The sequence below is a fragment of the Vibrio penaeicida genome (genome assembly GCF_019977755.1).
In the GTDB taxonomy this organism is placed as follows: domain Bacteria; phylum Pseudomonadota; class Gammaproteobacteria; order Enterobacterales; family Vibrionaceae; genus Vibrio; species Vibrio penaeicida.
This window is the reverse complement of the sequence record NZ_AP025144.1, coordinates 2,919,406-2,944,512: the sequence shown is the minus strand read 5'-3', so window position 1 is coordinate 2,944,512 and position 25,107 is coordinate 2,919,406. Positions and strand designations below refer to the sequence as shown.

Genomic DNA, 25,107 nt, shown 5'->3' with positions numbered 1-25,107 from the left:
TTTTGACTATTCAAATGGACTGGAATTTGCATAATAGCCTTCACCTTGCGTTTTAACTTATAAATCTTCTATTTAGCTTCTTATGAAATTGAACCTGCCATTTGCAGAAAAACTGCCCAATATGAGTAATCGGGCAATGCCCGCAATAGGGGCTCCGGTACTGGTCCTCGCGACACTCGCGATGATTGTGTTGCCCATGCCTCCGTTTCTGCTGGATTTAATGTTCACGTTCAATATTGCGCTCGCAATGGTCGTTTTGTTAGTGACGGTATACACTCGTCGCCCTCTTGATTTTGCAGCGTTTCCTACGGTCCTACTGGTCGCGACTCTTATGAGGCTTGCGCTCAACGTAGCGTCTACTCGTGTTGTTTTGCTCTATGGTCACGAAGGACCAGGCGCGGCAGGTAACGTAATCGAAGCCTTTGGTAACGTTGTTATTGGGGGTAACTACGCTGTTGGTTTGGTTGTCTTCCTTATTTTGATGATCATTAACTTCATGGTTGTCACCAAAGGTGCAGGGCGAATTTCAGAAGTAAGTGCTCGATTTACTTTGGATGCATTACCAGGTAAACAAATGGCGATTGACGCCGATTTGAACGCAGGGCTTATCGATCAGGAGCAAGCCAGGACTCGGCGCTTTGAAGTGACCAAAGAAGCTGACTTCTATGGTTCGATGGATGGTGCGTCAAAGTTTGTTAAAGGAGATGCCATTGCTGGTATTTTGATCTTGTTTATCAACATCATTGGTGGTCTCTCCATCGGTATGATCCAGCACGACGTGAATTTTGGTGATGCAGTTCAAATCTACACATTGCTAACCATCGGTGACGGTTTGGTCGCTCAATTGCCGTCGCTCTTGCTCTCGATTGGCGCAGCGATAATGGTGACTCGCCAAAATACTGACGAAGATATGGGACAACAAATGGTGTTCCAGATGTTCGATAACCCGAAAGCGCTCATGATCACAGCGGGCATATTAGGGGTTATGGGTATTGTGCCTGGAATGCCACATTTTGCTTTCCTACTGCTGGCTATCATCGCGGGTGGTGGTGCTTACTACATCAACAAAAAACAGAAAGAAGAAGCGAATAAACCGAAGACTCCAGCGAAACAAGAAGCTGAGCCTGTTTCTCAGAAAGAACTGTCGTGGGACGATGTTCAGCCTGTAGACGTGATTGGATTGGAAGTTGGTTATCGCTTGATTCCGCTAGTTGACCGGGACCAAGGTGGAGAACTGCTTGAGCGCGTAAAAGGTGTCCGCAAAAAGTTATCACAAGATTTTGGTTTCCTCATACCTGCTGTCCACATTCGCGATAATCTCGAACTGCCACCAAACAGTTACCGCATAACGTTAATGGGCGTGGCAGTAGGTGAAGCCGAAATTCGTGCCGATCAAGAGTTGGCGATTAACCCTGGTCAAGTTTATGGCGTCGTAGAGGGTGAAGCCACCATTGACCCTGCATTTGGTTTAGAAGCCGTATGGGTGAAAGACGATCAGAAAGAAACCGCTCAGGCTCTAGGTTATACCGTTGTCGATTCGTCAACCGTACTTGCGACTCACTTGAGCCAGCTACTCACAAACAATGCTTCGCAGTTAATTGGTCATGAAGAAGTCCAAAATCTATTGGAAATGCTGGGAAGAAATGCACCGAAATTGGTCGAGAATTTTGTACCGGACCAGCTTCAGCTTGGTGTGGTGGTTAAAGTGCTACAAAACTTGCTCAATGAAGCCATTCCTATCCGAGATATTCGCACCATTGTTCAAACTCTGTCCGAGTATTCATCAAAGAGTCAAGAACCCGACATACTTACCGCTGCGGTTCGAATTTCGTTGAAACGACTAATCGTTCAGGAAATCAACGGGATAGAGCCAGAATTGCCAGTAATTACCTTAATTCCTGAGTTGGAACAAATATTGCATCAAACTATGCAGGCGTCAGGTGGAGAGTCGGCAGGCATTGAGCCAGGATTAGCAGAGCGATTGCAGTCCTCGTTGAGCCAAGCCACACATGACCAAGAGCTCAAGGGTGAGCCAGCAGTATTACTGACATCAGGTGTATTAAGAACAACGCTCGCAAAATTTGTGAAGAACACCATCCCGAACTTAAGAGTACTTTCCTATCAGGAAATACCGGATGAAAAGCAAATTAGAATTGTTCAGGCCGTCGGAAACTAAACATTGTTAGATTTGGAAAGCGATTTTGAAAATTAAACGATTTTTTGCCAAAGATATGCGCGGTGCGCTGCTTCAAGTGAAAGAAGAACTTGGATCGGACGCTGTGATCATGTCTAACAAGCGAGTGACTGGCGGCGTCGAAATAGTTGCGGCGATCGACGGCGACAGCGCGGCAAAAAATGGAAATAGAGATTCTAGCGCTTCTCGTAGCTCAAACGACTATTCACAAATGTCGTCTCCGAGAAGAGAACTAAAAGATGACAAAGTCAGCATAGGCGAGGGTAGCGGTTCAATGACTCGCCGTTTTGCCAACATGTTAAAGCAGTACAGCCAAGAAGCTGACTCAGAAAAAAGCACAGAAGCAGATTCATTGGAAGCGCTATTAAAGCGTCAATCTTCAAACAAAGACTCAGAACCTTACGATCGCCGTCGCTCTTCTTCACCTTCTGGAATGGGTGCCTCTGGACGCTCGCTTGCCGAAGAGTCTGGGTTATCTCGGTTACTCAAAGATGATTCTTCCACAGACAGGCGCGCACCTAAGTTAGATCCGACTCGATACGATAAAGGCGAACGCGACACGCGCGACAATGGAAATCCAGAAGAACTGGAGAACATGCGTGAAGAAATGACGTCTATTCGCCGTCTACTTGAGCACCAAGTTTCTGGATTAATGTGGCAAGAGGTTGAGCGTCGTGAGCCTCTAAGAGCCATGTTGATAAAGCGATTGGAGCGAATGGGGGTTTCTCAGGAGCTTGCAGATCAAATGGCATGCTACATCCCTGAAGACACCCCACCAGTACATGCTTGGAAAGCCTTGTTAGGTCTGATTTCAGATCAAGTAACCATTCCCCGTGAAGATATTTTAAAACGCGGTGGCGTTGTGGCCTTGCTCGGACCTACAGGTGTGGGTAAGACAACAACTGTAGCAAAACTGGCTGCGCGAGCTGCCATGGAGTACGGTGCCGATAATGTCGCGTTGGTGACAACAGATACCTATCGTATCGGTGCACACGAACAACTGTCGATTTATGGTCGAATTATGGGCTGTCCGGTAAGAGTTGCTAAAGATTCTGAACAACTTGCCGAAGTCATATATCAGCTTAGAAATCGAAGACTTATCTTAATTGACACAGCTGGTATGGGACAAAGAGATGTACGACTTTCCGAACAGCTAGATACGTTAATGCAGGAAAGCGGTGAAGTGATTAGCAGCTATCTCGTTTTACCTACAACAGCACAGCGAAAAGTGCTGCAAGAAACCATCGACCATTTTAAACGGATTCCTCTTTCTGGCTGTATTTTGACCAAGTTAGATGAGTCCCTGAGCTTAGGAGAGGTTATCAGCGTGGTTATTCAAAATGCCATCCCTGTGGCTTACATTGCCAACGGACAAAGGGTGCCAGAGGATATTGTGATAGCTCAACCTAAGTATATGCTTGCAAAAGCAAATGAGTTGCTAGAGAAGTCAGCGGAAGATGAACCTCACTATTGGAATAGTGAATCGGAAGGACTTTAAGCGGCGGACTACTATGAATAAAAATATGATACAAGATCAAGCCAGCGGCCTCCGTCGCTTAACGCAACCAACTCTTACTAAAGTAATTTCGGTTACTGGCGGTAAAGGCGGTGTTGGTAAAACAAATGTCACACTTGGTTTAGCACTTTCAATGGCGCGTCAAGGCAAAAAAGTTGTAGTGTTGGATGCCGATCTCGGGTTAGCCAACGTTGACGTAATGCTAGGCATTCGACCAAAAAGAAATCTAGGGCATGTATTGGCTGGAGAATGCGAGCTGAAAGACGCCATGGTCGAAGGACCTTTTGGCGTAAAAATTATTCCAGCTACTTCGGGTACTCAAAGCATGACAGAGTTGTCACCAGCCCAACATGCTGGTTTAATTCGTGCTTTCGGTTCTCTTGAAGAAGATATGGATGTACTTCTGATTGATACCGCGGCAGGTATTTCAGATATGGTCGTAAGTTTTTCACGTGCAGCTCAAGATGTCTTGATTGTGGTGTGTGACGAGCCTACATCCATTACAGATGCCTATGCATTGATTAAACTATTAAGTCGTGAACATCAGGTTCAACGCTTTAAAATTGTAGCCAATATGGTAAGAAGTTACCGTGAAGGGCGAGAATTGTTTGCAAAATTGACCTTGGTCACAGAACGATTTCTCAATGTTAGTCTCGAGCTCGTCGCTTGTATCCCTCTTGATGATAAAGTACGTCAGGCGGTGAAAAAGCAGAAGATTGTGGTGGACGCATTTCCGCGTTCTCCGGCTGCATTGGCTATCAGTTCGTTAGCAAACAAAGCATTAACTTGGCCAATTCCTAAAACTCCGAGTGGACATTTAGAGTTTTTTGTTGAACGCTTACTTAATAACAGAGAAGTAGCAGGAGAGCCTTTTGGTGACTAAGGCGCTGACATACGATCAATTTGGTAACCCAGGAAGCCAATCGGCTTTCTTGGAGCGTTACTCCGATCTTGTAAAGCGAATTGCCCATCATCTCATTGGTCGATTGCCACCTAGTGTATTGGTGGATGATTTGATTCAAGCAGGAATGATAGGGTTAATTGAAGCTCAGCAAAACTACGATGGAAGTAAGGGCGCAAGCTTTGAAACCTATGCTGGTATTAGGATTCGCGGCGCTATGTTAGATGAAATGCGACGTGGTGACTGGGTACCAAGATCGGTACATAAGAACAATCGAAGCATCAGTCAGGCGATAAATGAGCTAGAATCACAATTAAACCGTGATCCAACTGATGCAGAAGTAGCCAAACACTTAAATATGTCGCTAGAACAGTACCATAATGCGCTAACTGATATAAACTGTTCACGACTGGTAGGAATTGAAGACCTTGGTGTGTCAGAAGATGCAATATCTCCACACGAAGCGTCCGAAGATAACCTACCATTCAAAGGGGTAGCAGACGAATCTTTCCGACATGCCCTTATTGAAGCTATTAAAACTCTTCCTGAAAGGGAAGCCCTAGTTCTCTCGCTTTATTACGATGAAGAGCTAAATTTAAAAGAAATTGGGGAAGTATTAGATGTCAGCGAATCTCGCGTTAGTCAAATACATAGCCAATCTATGCAACGTTTACGAGCTAAGCTTAGTGCGTGGACAATTAACGAGTAATAACACTGACTTCGACCTCAGTGGAGGCAATTTTGAATAAAAACATGAAGATCCTCATTGTTGACGACTTTTCAACAATGCGCCGTATTGTTAAGAACCTACTTCGTGACCTGGGTTTCAACAACACTCAGGAAGCTGATGATGGTCTTACCGCTTTACCAATGCTCAAGAAAGGCGAATTTGACTTCGTCGTAACGGATTGGAATATGCCTGGTATGCAAGGCATTGACCTGCTTAAGAATATTCGAGCTGATGATGAGCTTAAGCACCTTCCTGTTTTGATGATTACTGCTGAAGCCAAGCGCGAGCAAATTATCGAAGCAGCACAGGCAGGGGTTAATGGCTACATCGTCAAACCTTTTACTGCTGCAACGCTGAAAGAAAAACTAGATAAAATCTTCGAGCGTTTGTAAAGCCATTATTACGCTTATAACAAACACACATACAGAGGCGTTGAAAGGGCAAAAGTAGAATGATTTCTTTAGAGCAAGCGAAAGAGTTGGTTAGCTTGTTGGAAGGCGACAAGCAACAAGAAGCTAACGATCTCGTCAAATCTATTTCAAAGACTATCGAGAATCCAGTGATCCATGAAATTGGAACATTGACTCGGGAATTGCACGATTCTTTAACGCAATTCAAAGTCGATCAGCGAATGAATGAAATCGCTACAGATGAGATCCCTGATGCGAGAGATCGTCTAGAGTATGTGATAGAAAAAACGGAAACCGCTGCAAATAAAACTATGGACGCGGTCGAACGTTCTCTTCCAATGGCAGACAACCTGCATGAGCATTTAATGCTGGTTCGCCCTCAATGGAACCGGCTTATGAACGGGCGTATTGAGCTGGATGAGTTTAAATCTCTTTGCCATCGAATCGATGAACTGATGACCCAGGTTGAGGGGGATAGCTCTGAGTTGAGAAGCCAATTAACGGAAATTCTTATGGCTCAGGACTTTCAAGACCTTACTGGACAAATCATCCGACGTGTCATTACCTTAGTTCGTGAGGTAGAAGACCGACTTGTCGAAATTTTGACGGCCTTTGGTGTTGAGCAACAAACAGACGAGCACGAAGAGGACAAAGCGAAGAATGGTGCCGAAGCAGAAGGCCCAATTATTAACGCTCACGAGCGTGAAGACGCTGTCGCTTCACAAGACGATGTTGATGACTTGCTGTCGAGTCTTGGCTTCTAGGGGTTATATATGAGTTACGAATTAGACGAAGATATTCTACAGGACTTTTTGGTCGAGGCTGGTGAGATCCTGGAACTGCTTTCAGAGCAGTTAATAGAACTGGAAAACAATCCAGACGATAAAGATCTGTTGAATGCAATATTCCGTGGTTTCCACACCGTAAAAGGCGGTGCTGGGTTTTTGGCTCTTACCGAGCTGGTAGACGTTTGTCACGGTGCGGAGAATATCTTCGACATTTTACGTAATGGCCAGCGATCTGTAAGTGCTGAGCTGATGGATACCATTCTGCAAGCACTTGACGCAGTGAACATCATGTTCGAAGCCGTTCAAGAGAGACAGCCGCTTACGCCTGCAGACCCAGTATTAATCGAAGAGCTTCATCGTTTGTGTAAACCTGAAAGTGCTGATGAAGCTGCCCCAGTTGCTGAAGAACCTGCTCCCGTCGCGGCTCCTGATCCTGTGGTGGAAGCGCCAGCTGCACCTGCTTCTAGTGATTCCACTGATGCAGGGTCAATTGATGAAATAACTCAAGATGAGTTTGAAGCTTTGCTCGATGAATTGCATGGCAAAGGTTCGCCATCAGCTTCAAGTAGTACGCCTGCACCAGCCCCAGCTCCAGCTGCAGACATTGCGTCTGGTGGTGATGACATTACGGATGATGAGTTTGAAAAGCTTCTCGATGAGCTGCATGGCTCAGGTGGCAGCCCTACTGGTGGCGCATCTGATTCTCCTGCCCCAGCTCCTGTCACACCAGCCGCTCCTGCCCCTGCAGCGCCTTCTGGTGGTATTGGCGGAGACTTAAAGACAGATGATGAATTTGAGAACTTGCTTGATCAACTTCATGGTTCTGGTAAAGGTCCATCTCCCGAAGAGCTTGAAGCTGCAACAAACCCTGTAGCTCCAGCTGCCGCAGCACCAACTCCTGCGCCAGCGCCAAAAGCTGAGCCGAAGCCTGCCGCTAAACCAGCACCTAAACCTGCTGAGAAGCCTGCCGCAGCGAAACCAGCAGCACCAGCGAAAGCGCAGACACCAGCAGCGGCAAAAGAGTCGAAGAAGCCTCAAGCTGACGCAACAGTTCGTGTTGATACATCAACATTGGATGACATCATGAACATGGTTGGTGAACTTGTATTGGTTCGTAACCGATTGGTTAGCTTAGGATTGAATAGCAACGACGAAGAAATGTCGAAAGCTGTCGCTAACCTAGATGTTGTTACTGCAGACCTCCAAGGTGCGGTAATGAAAACTCGAATGCAGCCTATCAAGAAAGTATTCGGGCGTTTCCCTCGAGTTGTGCGTGATATAGCACGTACCTTGAAGAAAGATATTGTTCTAGAAATGCGTGGTGAAGAGACCGACCTAGACAAAAACTTGGTTGAGGCACTCGCTGATCCATTGATTCACTTAGTTCGTAACTCGGTTGACCATGGTATAGAAATGCCTGATGTCCGTGTCGAAAATGGTAAGTCGCGTACAGGTAAAGTGATACTTTCTGCATCGCAGGAAGGTGATCATATTGAACTGAGTATTGTTGATGATGGCGGCGGTATGAACGCCGACAAACTCAGAAGCATCGCTGTTGATCGTGGTTTGATGGATGCGGATGCAGCGGGACGACTGTCTCCTAAAGAGTGTTATAACCTCATCTTCATGCCAGGATTTTCGACCAAGACAGAAATCTCGGATATTTCGGGGCGTGGTGTAGGTATGGACGTGGTTAAAACCGCGATCAATACCTTAAACGGGTCTATTGATATTGACTCCGAAATGGGTAAAGGCACCAAGATCACCATCAAGGTTCCGTTGACTCTAGCTATCCTGCCGACACTTATGGTAGGCGTGTCTGGACAACCATTCGCTTTACCATTAGCAAGTGTAAACGAGATATTCCATCTAGATTTGAGCAAAACTAACACCGTCGATGGTCAACTTACGATCATTGTTCGAGAAAAATCGATTCCACTGTTCTACCTTCAGCATTGGCTCGTTCCAAGTAGTTCTGATGGAAAGAAAAAGTCAAACCATGGGCATGTTGTTATTGTTCAATTGGGGAGTCAGCGTGTTGGGTTTGTCGTGGACTCTTTGATAGGTCAAGAAGAAGTGGTTATCAAACCACTCGATGAATTATTGCAAGGTACGCCGGGTATGGCTGGTGCGACAATTACCAGTGATGGTCATATTGCATTGATTCTAGATGTACCAAACTTATTGAAGAAATATGCCACTCGCTCGCATATTTAATTGAAGGGATAATATGGCGGTAAGAGTATTAGTAGTTGATGATTCGAGCTTTTTTCGCAGACGCGTAAGTGAAATTATCAACTCAGATCCGCGCCTAGAAGTAGTGGATATGGCCGTCAATGGTAAAGAAGCTGTTGAAAAAGCCATCAAAATAAAACCAGATGTAATCACAATGGACATCGAGATGCCCGTCATGGACGGCATCACGGCTGTTCGTGAAATCATGAAGGCGCAACCAACGCCAATTTTGATGTTTTCTTCGCTTACTCATGATGGTGCCAAGGCTACTCTAGACGCACTTGATGCTGGGGCTTTGGATTTTCTTCCTAAGAAATTCGAAGATATTGCTCGTAATCGCGATGAAGCTGTTACTTTATTGCAGCAGCGCGTACAAGAAATTTCGCGGAAACGTGTGTTTATGCGTCGTCCAATTGGCGGCGTATCCGAAAGCAGTATTTCGACTGGCGCGACTGCACGTACACCTGCACGTCCGGCGGCTTCTGCATTGCAAAGATCGGCTCCTGCTCCGGCACAAGAACGCAGTCGACCAGTGAGTGCCAAATTTCGAGCAACGGGTAAGAAATATCAAATTACAGCGATTGGTACTTCAACGGGAGGACCTGTCGCGCTACAAAAGATACTGACCAAATTGCCTGGCCACTATCCGCACCCGATTGTTCTTATTCAACATATGCCTGCTACGTTTACTGCTGCATTTGCCGCTCGTCTAAATTCTTTATGTAAGATCCAGGTGAAAGAAGCAGAAGATGGCGACATCTTAAAGCCTGGTTGTGCGTACCTTGCGCCTGGCGGTAAGCAAATGATGATTGATGGTCGCCCTGGTTCTGCAAAACTGCGAATTATCGATGGCGGTGAGCGGATGAACTACAAACCTTGTGTGGACGTAACCTTCGGCTCTGCAGCAAAAATCTACCAAGACAAAGTGTTGTCTATGGTACTAACCGGCATGGGGGCAGACGGTCGTGAAGGCGCGCGGATGCTTAAAACCGCTGGTGCGACCATTTGGGCACAAGATGAAGAGAGCTGTGTGGTTTACGGCATGCCACAGGCTGTGGCAAAAGCGGGCTTATCGACAGAAGATTTGCCTCTGGATCGAATTGCAGAGCGTATTCTGGTCGAAGTTGGACTATCCTAAGGAGCCAATGTGGTAGTTTGGAGCGTTGCTAACCAAAAGGGTGGAGTGGGAAAAACCACGACTACGGTTACTCTTGCTGGGTTGTTAAGCAAACAAGGTCACCGAGTGCTATTGGTTGACACCGATCCGCATGGATCGTTAACAACTTATTTGGGTTACGACTCCGATGAAGTTCCCTCGAGTTTGTTTGATCTTTTTCAATTAAGACAAGTTGAAAAGTCGACCGTTCAGACCTTAATACTGGGTTCGGATATCGAAAATATCGATATTATTCCAGCGCATATGTCATTGGCAACATTGGATCGTGTCATGGGTAACCGAAGTGGAATGGGGCTAATTCTAAAGAAAGCGCTAATGTCTGTTCAAGATGAATATGACTATGTGCTTATAGACTGTCCGCCGATTCTTGGTGTCATGATGGTTAATGCGCTTGCGGCAAGTGATAGAATATTAATTCCGGTTCAAACCGAGTTTCTTGCCATGAAAGGGCTTGAGAGAATGGTTCGCACATTGGCGATTATGCAGAAGTCGCGTCCAGAACCATTCAAGACCACAATTGTTCCTACGATGTATGACAAACGCACTAACGCCTCATTGCAAACACTAACTCAGCTAAAGAAAGGGTATCCCAATCAGGTATGGCCTTCCGCTATCCCTATTGATACGAAATTTAGAGATGCGAGTTTAAAACATCTCCCTGCCTCACACTTTGCATCAGGTAGTCGTGGCGTTTTTGCCTATAAGCAGCTATTACTTTATCTCGAGAGGTTAGCTTTCGATGATTAAAGATTCAGTGCTTTCTAGCGAACAGGCTTTAGATGAATATTTTACCTCGCTTCTTGATGAAGAGGGGTTGTTGTCGTCTGCGGAAGCAGAAGCACTTGATGCCAAAACAAGGGTGACAGAGGATACGCTCGCAGAATCGGACAATCCATCAGACTCTGTAATTGTAGACAAGCCGGATCTTGATATAGCTGGCGATGTCGTATCTGAGGATGATATACCGCTTTCTGAACCTGCAGAGTATTCTGTAGAATCGCCGTCAATAGCTGAATCGCCTGAAGAGTTGGAGTCGGAGCAAGAGAGTTTTAACCTCGACCCTCAACCTGAAGTACAACCCGAGCCTATTCCGTCCTATACTGAAACGGTATACAACGAATTTGAAGCACCTGATTTGGAAGATGTTCAACGTTTGTTGAGCCAACTCGAATCAACCAATATTGCTGATGAACCGGAAATTGATGAATTAATCGGTCAAAACACAGTTGAGATTGCGACACTTAGTGCCGAAGAGCCTGAAGTTGCAGTTGTCGATAAAACCGCTGTTGAAGAGGTTGCCACTCAGTTGGAGCCAGATGAAATTCAAGAGTGGGCGGTTGACGAACCAGAGGTAGCAATCGCTGAGCCAGACATCGCTATTGCAGAACCTGAGATCGTCGTTTCAGAGCCAGAGATAAATGTCGATGAGCCTGAAATTACCAAAGTAGAGAGTGCACCTGAAGTACAAAGACCTATTGTTGAAGATAAGGTCGAAGAGCCAGAGGTTGAAGTAGCAACCGAAGTTGAGGCTCAAACTAAAACAGGTGGTGATGCAGAGGATACTTGGCACACAGTCGCAAGGCATGAGGCGTTCCAAGTACTCTACTTTGATGTAAATAACGTGACTTTTGCGGTGCCGCTAGACGAACTAGGCGGGATTCATCGCAAGAACGAAGAATTGAATCACCTGATTGGTCGACCTGATTGGTATTTAGGTTTACAAACCAGCCGTAAAGAACAGCTTGATGTTGTCGATACAGCTAGGTGGGTTATGTCGGAAAAGCTGGTTGATGATTCTCATCGTGAGAATTATGAATATATTGTAATGCTGGGCGAAAGCCATTGGGGGCTCGCTGCTAATCAATTGATGGGCACCGAGTGGTTAGAGCCGGAAAAGGTTCGCTGGCGTGAAAGCGCAGGTAAGCGACCTTGGTTGGCAGGCATGGTTAAAGAGAAAATGTGTGCTTTAATTCATGTAGAAGAGTTAGTTTCCATGCTCAATGCCGGGCTGGATGTCAAAGCATTAGACAGTTAGTAGTAGAATTGTCGGTAGCGACACAGATGAGGATAAAACATGTCTCAAGCTAATGAAGTAGAAGTAAGAAAAGACCAAGTTAACGACGAGGTTCTGCAGTGGGTAACGTTTCAGCTAGAAGATGAGACCTACGGTATCAACGTAATGCAAGTTCGTGAAGTTTTGCGCTACACGGAAATTGCTCCTGTTCCAGGTGCACCAGATTACGTGTTAGGTATTATCAATTTGCGTGGTAACGTTGTTACTGTTATCGACACTCGTTCTCGTTTTGGTTTAATGCAAGGTGAGATCACTGACAATACACGTATTATTGTTATCGAATCTGAGCGTCAGGTTATCGGTATTCTTGTCGATAGTGTGGCTGAAGTTGTTTATCTACGTTCTTCTGAAATCGACACTACTCCAAGTGTTGGTACTGACGAAAGTGCTAAATTTATCCAAGGTGTGAGCAACCGCGATGGCAAGCTTCTAATCTTGGTTGATTTGAACAAGCTTCTTTCTGATGAAGAATGGGAAGAAATGGCTCACCTATAATGAGCGATGAGTTGTATTCTGTTTTACCTTTTGTAGCAGGTGGCTCCGTTTTAGTTGCCTTGTTACTGGTATTGTTTTTCCTCAGAATTCGGAAAAGTGGTCGTAAAAAAGTAGATCAGCAGCGCCAACAGGTTCGAGCTTTAGAGAAAGAGCTTCAAAAGACGAACAAACAATTGCTTGAAGTGAGATCCGTAATGGTCGGGCTTGGGCAGAAAGTGGCAGAGCAGCAGGATATAATTCAGCACTTAAACGAGCGCATTACCGAGATTGAACATACTGATAATGATGGTCGATTGTATACCCGAGCGAGCAAAATGGTTCAACTGGGTGCAGGTATAAACGAACTTATTGAAGAGTGCGAGTTACCTAAAGCCGAAGCTGAACTAATGATGTCTTTGCAAAATAAGATAGCAGGCAAAGAAAAAGTTCCTCCCCTTAGTGGTCGAACCGCTCCGCGTCGAAGACAAGATCAAAGGCGTCCTCAAAAAAACGTAAAATGATCAAAAAGATACTTCTACATAATTGAAAGGAGCCAATGGCTCCTTTTTTTATGACGTCTCCCATTCTGTATATCCCCATTTACCCCAGCAAATAACGCCTCTCTATTCTGAAAATTATATGATCTAGCAGGCATATTTATAAAAATATGACTTTTGATTAATGTTTTTTTACGCTCTTTCATGAATCTTGGTGGAGCATCCTGTTTAGTGTATTTAGCATTGTGCTAAGATATACCCTTAATAAAATCAAGACATTTACCATGTTAGACGTATCCAATCTTACTGCTGTCCGTGATGAAAGAGTGCTGTTCGAAGCGCTTTCTTTTGAGGTTAACCCAGGTGATTTAATCCAGGTTGAAGGGCGAAATGGAACCGGAAAGACAACACTGTTGCGCATTATCGCCGGTCTTGGAGATTCTGAAGAAGGCTCTATATGCTGGAAAGGTGAAAGCATTTTTTCTTCAAGGGAAGAGTACCACTCCGATCTTCTCTTTTTAGGGCACCAAACGGGTGTTAAAAAAGAGCTCAGTGCACAAGAAAACCTTGAATTCTATATGAACGTCCATCAAGGATTGAAAGACAAAAATGCATTATGGGAAGCGTTAGCTCAAGTCGGTCTTGCAGGAAGGGAAGACATACCCGTTGGTAAATTGTCTGCAGGGCAACAAAGGCGAGTAGCATTAGCAAGATTATGGCTTAGCGAGCACCCTCTTTGGATATTGGATGAACCGCTAACTGCAATCGATAAACAGGGTGTTAAAGTTCTAGAATCACTATTTGTCTCTCATGCGCAAAAAGGAGGAATGGTGCTCTTAACCACTCACCAAGATATGTTCGCAGACAACCCTCTTCTCAGAAAAATTAAATTGGGCGAGTAGTTAATGACCGGAGCAATGATATCAATAATAAGGCGTGAACTACTCATTGCCTTTCGTCGTCAGGCAGACATTCTTAATCCACTTTGGTTTTTCATTATCGTCGTTACTTTATTTCCTTTAAGTATCGGTCCCGAGCCAAATTTACTTGCAAGAATATCGTCCGGCGTCGTCTGGGTTGCAGCGTTATTGTCTGCTTTGCTGTCATTAGAAAGGCTCTTTCGAGATGATTTTCAGGATGGAGCACTGGAACAGATGATGTTGATGCCTGTTCCTTTACCGTTGGCGGTAATGGCAAAAGTTATCGCGCATTGGATTTTGACCGGAGTACCACTGATACTCATTAGCCCGTTGTTGGCAATCTTATTGTCTCTAGACTTTAATACTTGGAGTGCCGTGGTTTTAACACTTCTAGTTGGGACACCAACATTAAGTTTCATTGGCGCAATAGGTGTTGCTCTTACTGTTGGATTGCAGAAAGGTGGCGTTCTTTTGAGTTTACTCGTATTGCCTCTGTATATCCCGATACTGATTTTTGCGACCTCAGCGATAGATGCAGCTGGTCTAGGGGTCGCGTACAACGGTCAAATTGCCATACTGGGGGCAATGCTGGCTGGTGCAGCAACGCTAACGCCTTTTGCGATAAGTGCATCATTGCGCATAAGCGTCAATTGATATTGAACAAGTTTTTTTAGTTAACATTCCGTTAAAGTGTTAGGAATGTGCTACAGCTTTTTAAGTAACACATATAAATAATTAATATTACAACTTCCAAAGACCTAACCGTCTTAAAAAAGGAAGCCCTAGAAGTAAGAGTGAGACCTTAACCATGTGGAAATGGCTACATCCCTATGCCAAGCCCGAGAAAGCCTACCGGCTAAGCGATAAGCTTCTGCCCTGGTTTTCCATCTTGGCCGCCGTCTTTTTAGTCTCTGGTACCATCTGGGGGTTAGCGTATGCGCCTTCTGATTATCAACAAGGAGACAGTTTCCGGATCATCTATATTCACGTTCCTTCGGCAATTTGGTCGATGGGGGTGTATATGTCGATGGCAATCGCAGCCTTTATTGGTCTTGTTTGGCAATTACGTTTGTCGGACATGGCAGCAGCGGCAATGGCACCTATCGGCGCTGTTTACACTTTTATTGCACTGGTTACTGGTGCAGTATGGGGTAAGCCAATGTGGGGCACGTGGTGGGTATGGGATGCACGATTAACTTCCGAATTAATTCTTCTATTTTTATACCTTGGTGTAATCGCACTTTATCACGCATTTGATGACCAAAAGACAGGCGCTAAAGCGGCCGGTATTCTGGCTATTGTGGGCGTAATTAACCTTCCTATCATTCACTTTTCTGTTGAATGGTGGAATACCTTGCACCAAGGCGCAACGATAACAAAATTCGCCAAACCGTCGATATCTAACGATATGCTTTGGCCGTTGCTGTTGAATATTTTGGGGTTCGCTTTTTTCTTCGGTGCAGTCACAATGATCCGATTCAAAAACGAAATTATTAGCAAAGAAAGCCATCGTCCTTGGGTACAAGCGTTGGCGTCATCTCCAGCCAGTAGTAAGGAGTAGACAATGCATTTTGAATCTATCAGTGATTTTTTCGCCATGGGTGGCTACGCGTCCTATGTATGGGGTGCATTTGGTATTACGTTTCTTTCCATGTTGATACTGCTGTTTAGCAGCATCAAGCGCGGTAGGAATCTAATGAATGAAGTGAATGCCAAGATCGATCGCCAAGCGCGAATTGATGCCGCTAAGAATTTGGAGAACACCCTATGAATCCAAGACGCAAAAAAAGGCTCGGTCTTGTTCTTGCCCTAGTATTTGGCTTAAGTGCCACTGTTGGTTTGATGCTGTACGCCTTGAACCAAAATATGGATCTATTTTACACGCCAACTGAACTTGTTAATGGTAAGCCAGATGGTTCCAAACCTGAAGTTGGTCAGCGCCTAAGAATTGGCGGAATGGTCGTAAAAGGTTCTGTATCTCGCGATTCTCAATCGCTTAGAGTGCAGTTTGATCTGGCTGACGTCGGTCCCAAAGTCACGATTCTGTACGACGGAATTCTTCCGGATCTTTTCCGTGAAGGTCAGGGTATCGTTGCGCAAGGTGTCTTAAAAGATGCCACGACGATCGAAGCTTTTGAAGTCCTAGCGAAACACGACGAAGAGTACATGCCACCGGAAATTGCAGAAGCGATGAAAAAAGTGCATGAACCCTTAGAATATACAGATGCACAAAAATCGGAGAGCAAGCAATGATCGCTGAATTTGGGCATTTTGCTCTGATAGTGTCTCTTGGCTTTGCTGTCTTGCTAAGCTTACTGCCTCTGGTTGGTGCAACTAAAAACAACATCACGCTAATGAACACCGCAAGGCCGCTGTCTTGGGGAATGTTCTTACTCATTCTTGTCTCCTTTTTTGTGCTTCTTTGGGCATTTTATACCAACGACTTTACCCTTACGTATGTTGCAACTAACTCAAATAGTTTGCTTCCTTGGTACTACCGCCTAACCGCTGTATGGGGAGCTCATGAAGGTTCACTACTTTTATGGGTATTGATTCAAGCCGCTTGGACGGTTGCGGTTGCGACATTTAGCCGAGGAATGCCTCAAGAATCGGTTGCACGTGTTTTAGCCGTAATGGGAATGATCACTGTAGGATTTCTACTGTTTATCATCGTTACTTCTAACCCGTTTCTTCGCACGTTGCCATTCTTTCCTGTTGATGGACGTGATTTAAACCCTCTACTTCAAGATCCAGGTTTAATCATTCACCCGCCAATGCTTTACATGGGATATGTAGGCTTTTCTGTCGCGTTTTCATTCGCAATTGCTTCTTTGATGACTGGACGGTTAGATACCGCTTGGGCGCGTTGGTCTAGACCATGGACAACAGCCGCATGGCTATTTTTAACGTTAGGTATCGCATTGGGTTCTTGGTGGGCTTACTACGAACTCGGCTGGGGTGGCTGGTGGTTCTGGGATCCAGTAGAAAATGCCTCTTTCATGCCTTGGTTAGCGGGAACAGCGTTGATGCATTCACTGGCAGTAACAGAAAAGCGCGGAACATTTAAAGCGTGGACGGTGCTTTTAGCGATTTCTGCATTTTCACTCAGTTTATTAGGCACATTCCTTGTTCGCTCCGGTATTTTGGTCTCGGTGCATGCGTTTGCATCGGATCCTGCTCGCGGTATGTTTATTTTAGGGTTCTTGGTGTTCATTATCGGTGGTTCGTTACTGCTGTTTGCGTTGAAAGGTTCATCAGTTCGTGTGCGTGGCAGTTTCGCTCTATTTTCCCGCGAGAATGTCCTACTTGCCAATAACGTAATTCTTGTTGCAGCTTTGGTGGTAGTTCTAGTCGGTACTTTGCTGCCCTTGGTCCACAAGCAATTGGGGTTAGGGTCAGTTTCTATCGGTGCGCCTTTTTTCAATATGTTGTTCACGTGGTTGATGGTGCCTTTTGCTTTCTTGTTGGGTATCGGTCCTTTAATACGATGGAAGCGTGACGATCTTAGTAGTCTTAAAAAGCCGATGGCAGTGTCAGTTGTGATTTCTCTAGTACTTGGCGCGGTTTTCGTCTTCCTACTTGCTGACTCGTTTGAGGCGCTAGCCTATCTAGGGTGGGTAATGGCGATTTGGATCATCGCTATGCATGGTTTCGAACTGCATCAAAGAGCGACTCACCGACACAGCTTTAGTGTGGGAATTAAAAAGCTACAACGCAGCCATTGGGCGATGATGCTTGGGCATATTGGCATGGCGATCACCGTGATCGGTATTGCTATGGTACAGAACTACAGCATCGAGCGTGATGTGCGCTTAGCACCTGGAGAAAACTTCCAAATCCAAGGGTATAACTTCTATTTCCAAGGATTACGCGACAACGACGGACCAAACTACGATGGTTATATCGCGGATTTTGAAATCACGAAAGATGGCCAGTTTGTTAACGTTCTTCATGCAGAAAAGCGTTTCTACAACACGGCAAAATCCATGATGACAGAAGCAGCGATAGATCGTGGCGTCACACGTGATTTGTATATTGCAATGGGTGAGAGACTGGACGATGGCGATGCGTGGGCGGTACGCATTTATTACAAACCTTTTGTTCGGTGGATTTGGCTTGGCAGTTTATTCATGACCTTTGGTGGCATCGTGGCAATCAGTGATAAGCGATATCGATTCCGAAAGCCTTCTAAACGAGCAACAGAGCTGAAAGAGAAGGAAGCCTAAATGAATCGGAATATACTTTTTGCTCCACTGGCTTTCTTTATGATACTGGTCGCGGTTTTTGCAACTCAGTTAAGCCGCAATGCGGGTGGGGATGACCCAACAAAATTAGAGTCAGTATTGATTGGTCAGCCTGTACCCAAGTTTAAGCTTGAAGACTTAGCTGAACCCGGTCGATTATATGAACAAGACATATTTGTCGGTGAACCATTACTTATCAACGTATGGGCAACTTGGTGTCCGACATGCTATGCCGAGCATAAATACTTAAATGAGCTATCGGCTAACGGCGTGAAGATTATTGGTCTTAACTACAAAGATAACCGCGAAAAAGCAGTGCAGTGGCTTAATGAATTGGGCAACCCTTACTTGATCAGTTTGTTTGATGGTAACGGTATGCTTGGTTTGGACCTAGGCGTATACGGGGCACCTGAAACTTACATCGTTGATGCGAATGGTGTTATTCAGTATCGACACGTTGGTGATGTAAACGTGAAAAATTGGAAAGAAACATTGCAGCCAATTTATCAACGGTTAGTGGAGGAGTCTGCGAAATGATTAAGCAATTACGCAGTGTATTCCTTGCTATCGCTTTGTTCGCTTTACCTACATTGGCTAGCATAGAAATATACGAATTTGATTCTGTTGAGCAGGAACAGCTATTCAAAGAGCTGGGGCACACGCTACGTTGCCCTAAGTGTCAAAACAACTCCATTGGCGATTCTAACGCCGCCCTAGCGCAAGATCTCCGCCTCAAAGTCTATGAGATGTTGAAAGAAGGCAAAACGGAGCAGGAAATCATCGACTACATGATCGCCCGCTATGGAAACTTTGTTACCTATAATCCGCCGATAACCGTGGTTACCTCTATATTGTGGGTCGGACCCATTGGTGTATTGGTCATTGGTTTTGGGTTTATCGTTTTGAGAAGCCGTCGTAAGCACTCCCGTCAAGATTCCGTGAAATCTGAAGACTGGGACGCAGAAAAAGAAGCACAGCTACAAGCTTTACTCAAAGAAGAATCGGAAACGGGAGATGAGCGAAAATGACTTTTTTCTGGATAGCTACAGCCGTTATCATTGCTATCTCTAGCGTGCTTATTGCTTTTCCGTTAGTCCAGCGACGTGCTGTTGATGACGACGCGCGACGTGACGAACTTAATAAAGCGTTCTACAAAGATCGTTTAGATGAGCTAGAAGAAGAAGCAAAAGAAGGGTTAGTCGAAAATCAAGAAGATTTGATTGCAGATCTGAAGCAAACGTTGCTAGACGACGTTCCTAAAGCCAAGAAAAATGAAGCGACAACTCAGATTTCGACAATGGCTGTCGCCATTCCGTCGGTATTATTTGTTGCTGCGTTGTCTTACGGGATGTATTACCAATTTGGCGGTTCTCAGAAAGTGGTGGATTGGCATCAAGCTGAGAGCAACCTTCCTGCTCTTACCAAGAAGCTGATGTCGCCAGAAGGTCAAGCGCTCACAGAAGATGAGATGCAGGATTTGACACTCGCTCTTCGCACTCGCTTACATCATCAACCAGACGACTCAACTGGGTGGATGCTTTTAGGGCGTATTGCATTGGCAAATAGAGATGTGACCACAGCGATAGGCGCTATGAAAAAAGCGTATCGTATTGAACCTAAAGATTCCGATATTCAGTTGGGCTATGCGCAAGCTTTAATGCTTTCATCTGACGAAGTGGATCAGAATAAGGCACGCTCCTTGTTACACCTATTAGTTAAACAAGATCGAGTCGATTTACGAGTTCTTTCACTGCTCGCGTTTGATTCTTTTGAGCGTAGTGATTACGCGGCAGCCATACGTTATTGGGGAGCAATGCAACAAATGATTGGTCCACAAGATAACCGTTATGAAATGTTGGGTCGCAGTATTCAAAACGCAAAACTTAAATTGGGAGAAACCGCTGCGGTAGCAGGTAAATCAGTTCAAGTCAGTATTGCGTTAGCCGATGAAGTGAACCCTGATCCTAATGCTGTCTTGATCGTTTCAGTGCACAGAGCCGATGGTAGCCCTATGCCAGTCGCTGCTGCGCGTTACCCACTAGGGTCTTTTCCTAGAACAGTCGTACTTGATGACGGAAATAGCATGATACAAGGCATTAAACTATCGAGCTTAGATGAGCTTGTAGTGAAAGCCAGAATTGATGCGGATGGCAATGTTGCTAGCAGAGACGGTGATTGGCATGGTCAAAGCGACATTGCTAAATTAGGTGATAATGTTGCTTTAACTATAGATAAACGTTATTAATGGTATTGTTTTGTGTTTGGCGTCGTTATCAATTCAAGTTGATGAATGATATGAAATCATTAGAATAAAGAAAATTACTTGAGTGCGCTAAGAATTGATAATATACCCAAGTGACCTCAAGATGCTGAATTCAGAGCCTCATATTCTGTTCCAGTTCAAGGAGAAGAACGCAGTGGAATGACCAGTCCTTTCCAAGTTATTTGACGATGAAATGGGAAAGAATATGGGCTCCCAAGGGCGAGTTTAACTGGCTTTCATACTTCGTTACCGATTTTTGATTTAGAATGACTAGATCTTCAAATCGGTGTCTTGTCTGGAAGCCAGTTAATTCTCGCTGAACCAAGCACCTTGAGGTGACTTGGGTATTAGACCGGCAGAAGCCGGTCTTTGTTTTTGGTAAAGGACTATGTTGTTGAATAAAGTTAGTTCCTGGCTATTAGTGTTATTAGCCTCTTTTTTAGTCGGTTGCTCCTCTGTACCGGAGGAAGAACATGCCAGTCTTTCTCATCCGAATGACCCGTTTGAAAGCTTTAACCGGACAATGTTTGATATCAACTATGATTATCTGGATCCTTACATTGTTCGCCCAGTGTCAGTCGCCTATGTTGAAACAGTGCCTGAACCAGTTCGTGGTGGTATTGGTAACTTTCTGGCAAACCTTGATGAGCCAGCCAGTATGATCAATAACCTTTTAATGGGCGAAGGTGAACAAGCGCTTACAAACTTTAATCGCTTTTGGATCAACTCTACATTGGGCCTATTAGGGTTCATTGATGTCGCATCCGCTGCTGGTATCACACAGCAAGATGACCGTGCGTTCAGTGATATGCTTGGTTACCACGGCGTGGGTCATGGTCCCTATTTTATGGTTCCCGGATACGGACCGATAACGTTACGGAAAACAACGGATACTGTTGATGGCATGTATGTTCCGTTGTCTTATTTGAATTTTTGGGCAGGCCTTGGAAAGTGGGCTCTAGAAGGCTTGGAAAAACGTTACTTGTTGATTCCACAAGAAGGTACGTTGGAGTCGTCACCGGATCCGTACGCATTGTCTCGTGACGTTTACCTACAACGACGCGATTTTAAAGCGGGAATTGCCGAAACAGTAGAAGAAGAGGAAGAAGATTTCCTAGACGACTACTTAGATGAAGAATTTGACTAGGTGCCTGATTGGATGAATAGTTTGATTAGGCGAAAAGCTTAGGTAAAACATACAGACTTCACAAATTTGAAAGCCTGACGATAAATCGTCAGGCTTTTTTCTTTCTGAACCGTCGTATACCAAGGAATCTCATTGTCGGATCAAAAACCTCTCTATACTCACCTAAAAAGTAGAATAAACCTCGGGTACAGATCTTTGATCATATAAAAGTTAGATAACCCAACAACAGGAAGCGTATGTCAGAAACTAGCGATGTCGGAAAACCAGATCAAGCCAATCAAAATAATCGAGAATTAGAAAGCCAAGCGCGTGAAAGCGGTTGGAATACGATTCAGAAAATTTCGCCTTATTTGTGGCCGAAGGATAAACTTTGGGTGAAACGCAGAGTTGTCATAGCGATGGTTGCGCTGGGTTTATCCAAGTTGGTAGCCGTATTCACTCCGTTTTTGTACAAAGCGGTCGTCGATATAATGGCGACCGAAAATGATTCCCCCGAGTGGTTGTTGGCCTTGGGGGCTGCTGGGTTAGTCGTTGCGTATGGAATGAACCAAGTTTTGAAAATCGGTTTTGAAGAAATACGTAATGTCGTTTTTGCTAAAGTTGGGCAACACGCTCTTCGCTCCGTCGCGTTAGAAACCATATCGCATATTCACCGCCTTTCTCTTCGCTACCACCTTACGCGAAAAACAGGGGGATTAAGCCGAGTCATGGAGCGTGGCGTAAAAGGCATAGAGTTTTTGCTTAGATTTATGCTCTTTAGCATCGGTCCGCTCATTCTTGAACTGTTGCTCATTTCTCTTATTTTATTGTTTGCTTTTGATTTCTGGTACTTGCTGGTGGTGAGCTTAACCGTTGTTATTTATATCGTGTTTACTGCGAAGGTGACGGAATGGCGAGTACGTATTCGTAAAGAAATGAACGACAAAGACAAAGACGCGAACCAGAAAGCGATCGATAGCTTACTTAATTTTGAAACAGTTAAGTATTTTGGAGCGGAGAAGCGAGAGGCGAATCGTTACGACCAATCGATGGAGGGCTTTGAAGCCGCATCGATAAAAACGGTGAACTCACTTGCCTTACTCAACCTAGGGCAAGCCCTTTTGTTAAATGGCGGTATGGTACTCGCGTTGCTGCTTGCCGTTAGGGATGTTAATTCGGGTGTGTTAACTGTGGGTGGTTTCGTCATGGTGAACGCGTACATGATGCAAGTCATGATGCCGTTAAACTTCCTTGGGTTTGTGTATCGAGAGATTCGCCAGTCATTGATAGATATGGGAGAGATGTTTGATCTACTTCGCCAAGAGCCGGATGTGAAAGATAAAGAAAATGCACCCGATTTAGCGGTGTCAGCTGGAAAGTTAAGTTTTAAAAACATCGATTTCTTTTATGAATCTCAGCGCCAAATTTTAAATGACGTGAGCGTCTCGGTAGGCGCTGGAATGACTGTCGCTATAGTAGGTTCTTCCGGGTCAGGTAAATCGACCCTAGGAAGGCTTCTGTTTCGATTTTACGACGTAAGCGGCGGTAACATACTAATAGATGGTCAAGACATACGATATGTGACACAGGAAAGTCTACATAATGCGATTGGCGTTGTCCCCCAAGATACCGTGCTATTCAACGATACCATTCAATACAATATTGCCTATGGCAGACCTGACGCCTCACAGAATGAAATTATTGAAGCGGCAAAAGCGGCTAAAATTCACCATTTCATTGAACAGCTGCCAGATGGCTATCAAACCCAAGTGGGCGAACGAGGGTTAAAGCTGTCTGGTGGTGAAAAGCAGCGCGTAGGCATTGCCAGAACATTGTTAAAGAACCCGCCTATCTTGTTACTTGATGAAGCGACCTCGGCTCTGGATACAGAAACAGAAAGAGAAATCCAGGAGAGCTTGAAACTGATGTCGAAAGGGAGAACAGTGATAACAATCGCGCATCGTCTTTCGACCATAGTAGATGCAGATACCATCGTTGTGCTATCACAGGGGAAGGTTTTGGAGCAAGGAACACATCAGGCATTACTCGATTTGAAAGGGCAGTACGCGCAAATGTGGCAAAGCCAGCTTAAAGAAGTCTAATAAATTCCTGTAACTTCAAAACAAACAAAAAGAGTTGGCGCAATGCCAACTCTTTTATTTCCGCTTAGCTAATCCGTTTGGATTAGAACGTACGGCTGTACTGTACGCCTAGCAGGATTGCATCTGCACGTGTTGTACCTTCAATTTTGCTCAAAGGTAAGTTACTTTCTGATACTTTAACATCTTGACCTAAAAGGTAAGTGGCACCGAAATCTACGTTAGATTGGCTGTCGAGGTTATAAGTAAAGCCAGCGGAGAGCCAGTTGCGGTTTGAGTCAGGCACAGAAATTGAAGTTAACTCGTCTTGGGCACTCGTGTCGTGCATATAACCGGCACGAACAGTCCAGTCTTGACTTACAAAGTACGTACCACCGATAGAGTAGTGCATACCATTCTGCCACTTGTATTCGTTAAGAACGCCTGCTTTTTCAGCTTCTAGTTTTTCAAATACAGACCAGCCGATCCACTGCACGCTGTAGTGAACCGCGAAATCAGTGCCATCTAAGCGATGGTAACCAGAAAACTCTGCCATATCAGGTAGAGGCATGAGAAGTGTGTCGTCTTTAGATACCCCTTTGCTTGCAGTTACATCACCTTTTGCTTTTAAGGTAGGGCTATTTCGATAAGACAAACCAAAGCGGTTGTTTTCATCTAGCTCATATACTGTACCTAGGTTAAAACCTAGTGCCCAACCAGAAGCATCTACATCTAATGCTGTTTGTCCAGATAAATCACGAATAACAACTGGCGATGTGCTGACAGGAACATGTGTCAATTTGTCGCTCAGTTTGCGCTGCATTTTTCCTGAACCATAGATAATATCTAAGCCAGCACCAATACTTAGTTGTTCATTAATACGGTAAGAACCAGCAAGACCAATGTTCATGCTCTTAACATCAGTTAGGCCGCCGTATTCTGCGCCAACAAATGTGTCGTCAAATTGGGTTTTTGTACCAAAGTTAGAGTATACGTTAGCGCCTACAGCAAATTTTTCGTTCAAAGGAACAATAACGTGTAGGTTAGGTACTACGGAAGTATCGCCCGCATTACTGAAGTTGGAATCGACAGTAGACATGTAACCAGCAGTTGGACCTGCAAGTGCATTGGCGTAGGTGTACTTAGCGTCTTTAACTTCGATCATAGATGTAATCGTTGTTACACCAACTGACAGTGAAGTTTCTTCAAACAGCGCCATTGCAGCGGCGTTACGTGCCATTACAGAAGCGTTATCTGCAATTACAGCGTCGCCTGCAAACGCTCGACCAAGACCGGTCGCGGATTGTGCGTTAAGTTGGAAACCTGCAGCGATAGCTTGCTGAGATGCGAGAGCGATTGTGGTAGCGATGACCGTTTTTTTAAACAGACGCGACTTGTTCATAGGATTAACCTTATTATTGTATTCCCAGACATTAATTGTCGGGTGATATGTGTATCTACCCAGAAGGGCAGACAACCC

General features: G+C 44.9%; 24 protein-coding genes. 23 read left to right on the top strand and 1 reads right to left on the bottom strand.

The genetic code is table 11. The features are described from left to right. Nucleotides 1–82: 82 nt before the first annotated feature. The 23 genes from flhA to LDO37_RS13015 all read left to right on the top strand — a co-directional run bounded on the left by flhA (nucleotide 83) and on the right by LDO37_RS13015 (nucleotide 23,651). Nucleotides 83–2,176: a flagellar biosynthesis protein FlhA gene (gene flhA / locus LDO37_RS13125; RefSeq protein ID WP_126608661.1), complete on the top strand. Its 2,094-nt coding sequence runs from the start codon at nucleotides 83–85 to the stop codon at nucleotides 2,174–2,176. Between the two features lie 55 nt (nucleotides 2,177–2,231). Then, nucleotides 2,232–3,692, top strand: a complete 1,461-nt coding sequence (gene flhF / locus LDO37_RS13120; protein ID WP_399481237.1) for a flagellar biosynthesis protein FlhF — start codon at nucleotides 2,232–2,234, stop codon at nucleotides 3,690–3,692. Nucleotides 3,693–3,705: 13 nt separating this feature from the next. After that, nucleotides 3,706–4,593, top strand: coding sequence for a MinD/ParA family protein (locus LDO37_RS13115; RefSeq protein WP_101112794.1), 888 nt, complete (start codon nucleotides 3,706–3,708; stop codon nucleotides 4,591–4,593). Further along, entirely contained in the window at nucleotides 4,586–5,320 is a 735-nt protein-coding gene (locus tag LDO37_RS13110) for an RNA polymerase sigma factor FliA (RefSeq protein WP_101112942.1), read from the top strand. Before LDO37_RS13115 ends, LDO37_RS13110 begins: the two co-directional genes overlap by 8 nt. 44 nt (nucleotides 5,321–5,364) lie before the next feature. Next, nucleotides 5,365–5,733: a chemotaxis response regulator CheY gene (cheY, locus tag LDO37_RS13105; RefSeq protein ID WP_000697871.1), complete on the top strand. Its 369-nt coding sequence runs from the start codon at nucleotides 5,365–5,367 to the stop codon at nucleotides 5,731–5,733. 59 nt (nucleotides 5,734–5,792) lie between these two features. Beyond that, on the top strand, nucleotides 5,793–6,515 hold the full coding sequence (locus LDO37_RS13100) for a protein phosphatase CheZ (protein ID WP_101112791.1): 723 nt from the start codon (nucleotides 5,793–5,795) through the stop codon (nucleotides 6,513–6,515). 9 nt (nucleotides 6,516–6,524) lie between these two features. Beyond that, nucleotides 6,525–8,756 carry a chemotaxis protein CheA gene (locus LDO37_RS13095; RefSeq protein WP_126608663.1) on the top strand — a complete coding sequence of 744 codons (2,232 nt, stop codon included), beginning with the start codon at nucleotides 6,525–6,527 and terminating at the stop codon, nucleotides 8,754–8,756. A 13-nt stretch (nucleotides 8,757–8,769) separates the two neighbouring features. After that, a complete protein-coding gene (locus LDO37_RS13090) occupies nucleotides 8,770–9,912 on the top strand; it encodes a protein-glutamate methylesterase/protein-glutamine glutaminase (protein WP_126608664.1) in 1,143 nt (380 codons plus the stop codon). A 9-nt stretch (nucleotides 9,913–9,921) separates the two neighbouring features. Then, on the top strand, nucleotides 9,922–10,698 hold the full coding sequence (locus LDO37_RS13085) for a ParA family protein (protein WP_126608665.1): 777 nt from the start codon (nucleotides 9,922–9,924) through the stop codon (nucleotides 10,696–10,698). Further along, entirely contained in the window at nucleotides 10,691–11,986 is a 1,296-nt protein-coding gene (locus LDO37_RS13080; RefSeq protein WP_126608666.1) for a chemotaxis protein CheW, read from the top strand. Before LDO37_RS13085 ends, LDO37_RS13080 begins: the two co-directional genes overlap by 8 nt. A 39-nt stretch (nucleotides 11,987–12,025) precedes the next feature. Next, nucleotides 12,026–12,520 (top strand): chemotaxis protein CheW, encoded by a 495-nt coding sequence (locus LDO37_RS13075; RefSeq protein ID WP_004407897.1) that lies wholly within the window; start codon nucleotides 12,026–12,028, stop codon nucleotides 12,518–12,520. Beyond that, the gene (locus tag LDO37_RS13070) at nucleotides 12,520–13,020 is read left to right on the top strand and encodes a DUF2802 domain-containing protein (RefSeq protein ID WP_101112762.1); all 501 of its coding nucleotides are present in this window, start codon (nucleotides 12,520–12,522) and stop codon (nucleotides 13,018–13,020) included. The genes LDO37_RS13075 and LDO37_RS13070 overlap by 1 nt, the downstream gene beginning before the upstream one ends. A gap of 260 nt (nucleotides 13,021–13,280) precedes the next feature. Next, a complete protein-coding gene (ccmA, locus tag LDO37_RS13065) occupies nucleotides 13,281–13,898 on the top strand; it encodes a cytochrome c biogenesis heme-transporting ATPase CcmA (RefSeq protein ID WP_126608667.1) in 618 nt (205 codons plus the stop codon). Nucleotides 13,899–13,901: 3 nt separating this feature from the next. Continuing rightward, entirely contained in the window at nucleotides 13,902–14,570 is a 669-nt protein-coding gene (gene ccmB / locus LDO37_RS13060; RefSeq protein ID WP_101112753.1) for a heme exporter protein CcmB, read from the top strand. Between the two features lie 154 nt (nucleotides 14,571–14,724). Continuing rightward, entirely contained in the window at nucleotides 14,725–15,477 is a 753-nt protein-coding gene (locus LDO37_RS13055) for a heme ABC transporter permease (protein WP_126608668.1), read from the top strand. Nucleotides 15,478–15,480: 3 nt separating this feature from the next. Continuing rightward, a complete protein-coding gene (ccmD, locus tag LDO37_RS13050; RefSeq protein ID WP_104402279.1) occupies nucleotides 15,481–15,687 on the top strand; it encodes a heme exporter protein CcmD in 207 nt (68 codons plus the stop codon). Continuing rightward, nucleotides 15,684–16,169, top strand: a complete 486-nt coding sequence (ccmE, locus tag LDO37_RS13045; protein WP_126608669.1) for a cytochrome c maturation protein CcmE — start codon at nucleotides 15,684–15,686, stop codon at nucleotides 16,167–16,169. Before ccmD ends, ccmE begins: the two co-directional genes overlap by 4 nt. Next, nucleotides 16,166–18,142 carry a heme lyase CcmF/NrfE family subunit gene (locus tag LDO37_RS13040; protein ID WP_126608670.1) on the top strand — a complete coding sequence of 659 codons (1,977 nt, stop codon included), beginning with the start codon at nucleotides 16,166–16,168 and terminating at the stop codon, nucleotides 18,140–18,142. Before ccmE ends, LDO37_RS13040 begins: the two co-directional genes overlap by 4 nt. After that, nucleotides 18,143–18,697, top strand: coding sequence for a DsbE family thiol:disulfide interchange protein (locus LDO37_RS13035; RefSeq protein ID WP_126608671.1), 555 nt, complete (start codon nucleotides 18,143–18,145; stop codon nucleotides 18,695–18,697). Then, the gene (locus tag LDO37_RS13030) at nucleotides 18,694–19,188 is read left to right on the top strand and encodes a cytochrome c-type biogenesis protein (RefSeq protein ID WP_126608672.1); all 495 of its coding nucleotides are present in this window, start codon (nucleotides 18,694–18,696) and stop codon (nucleotides 19,186–19,188) included. The genes LDO37_RS13035 and LDO37_RS13030 overlap by 4 nt, the downstream gene beginning before the upstream one ends. Beyond that, complete coding sequence (gene ccmI / locus LDO37_RS13025) at nucleotides 19,185–20,405, top strand: c-type cytochrome biogenesis protein CcmI (protein WP_126608673.1); 1,221 nt, start codon at nucleotides 19,185–19,187, stop codon at nucleotides 20,403–20,405. The genes LDO37_RS13030 and ccmI overlap by 4 nt, the downstream gene beginning before the upstream one ends. Before the next feature lie 406 nt (nucleotides 20,406–20,811). Further along, nucleotides 20,812–21,570 (top strand): MlaA family lipoprotein, encoded by a 759-nt coding sequence (locus LDO37_RS13020; protein ID WP_126608674.1) that lies wholly within the window; start codon nucleotides 20,812–20,814, stop codon nucleotides 21,568–21,570. A gap of 236 nt (nucleotides 21,571–21,806) precedes the next feature. After that, nucleotides 21,807–23,651: an ABCB family ABC transporter ATP-binding protein/permease gene (locus LDO37_RS13015; protein ID WP_126608675.1), complete on the top strand. Its 1,845-nt coding sequence runs from the start codon at nucleotides 21,807–21,809 to the stop codon at nucleotides 23,649–23,651. 82 nt (nucleotides 23,652–23,733) lie between these two features. Here the strand turns inward: LDO37_RS13015 and LDO37_RS13010 are convergent, their stop codons facing one another. Beyond that, nucleotides 23,734–25,029, bottom strand: a complete 1,296-nt coding sequence (locus LDO37_RS13010) for an outer membrane protein transport protein (protein WP_126608676.1) — start codon at nucleotides 25,027–25,029, stop codon at nucleotides 23,734–23,736. Nucleotides 25,030–25,107 lie beyond the last annotated feature (78 nt).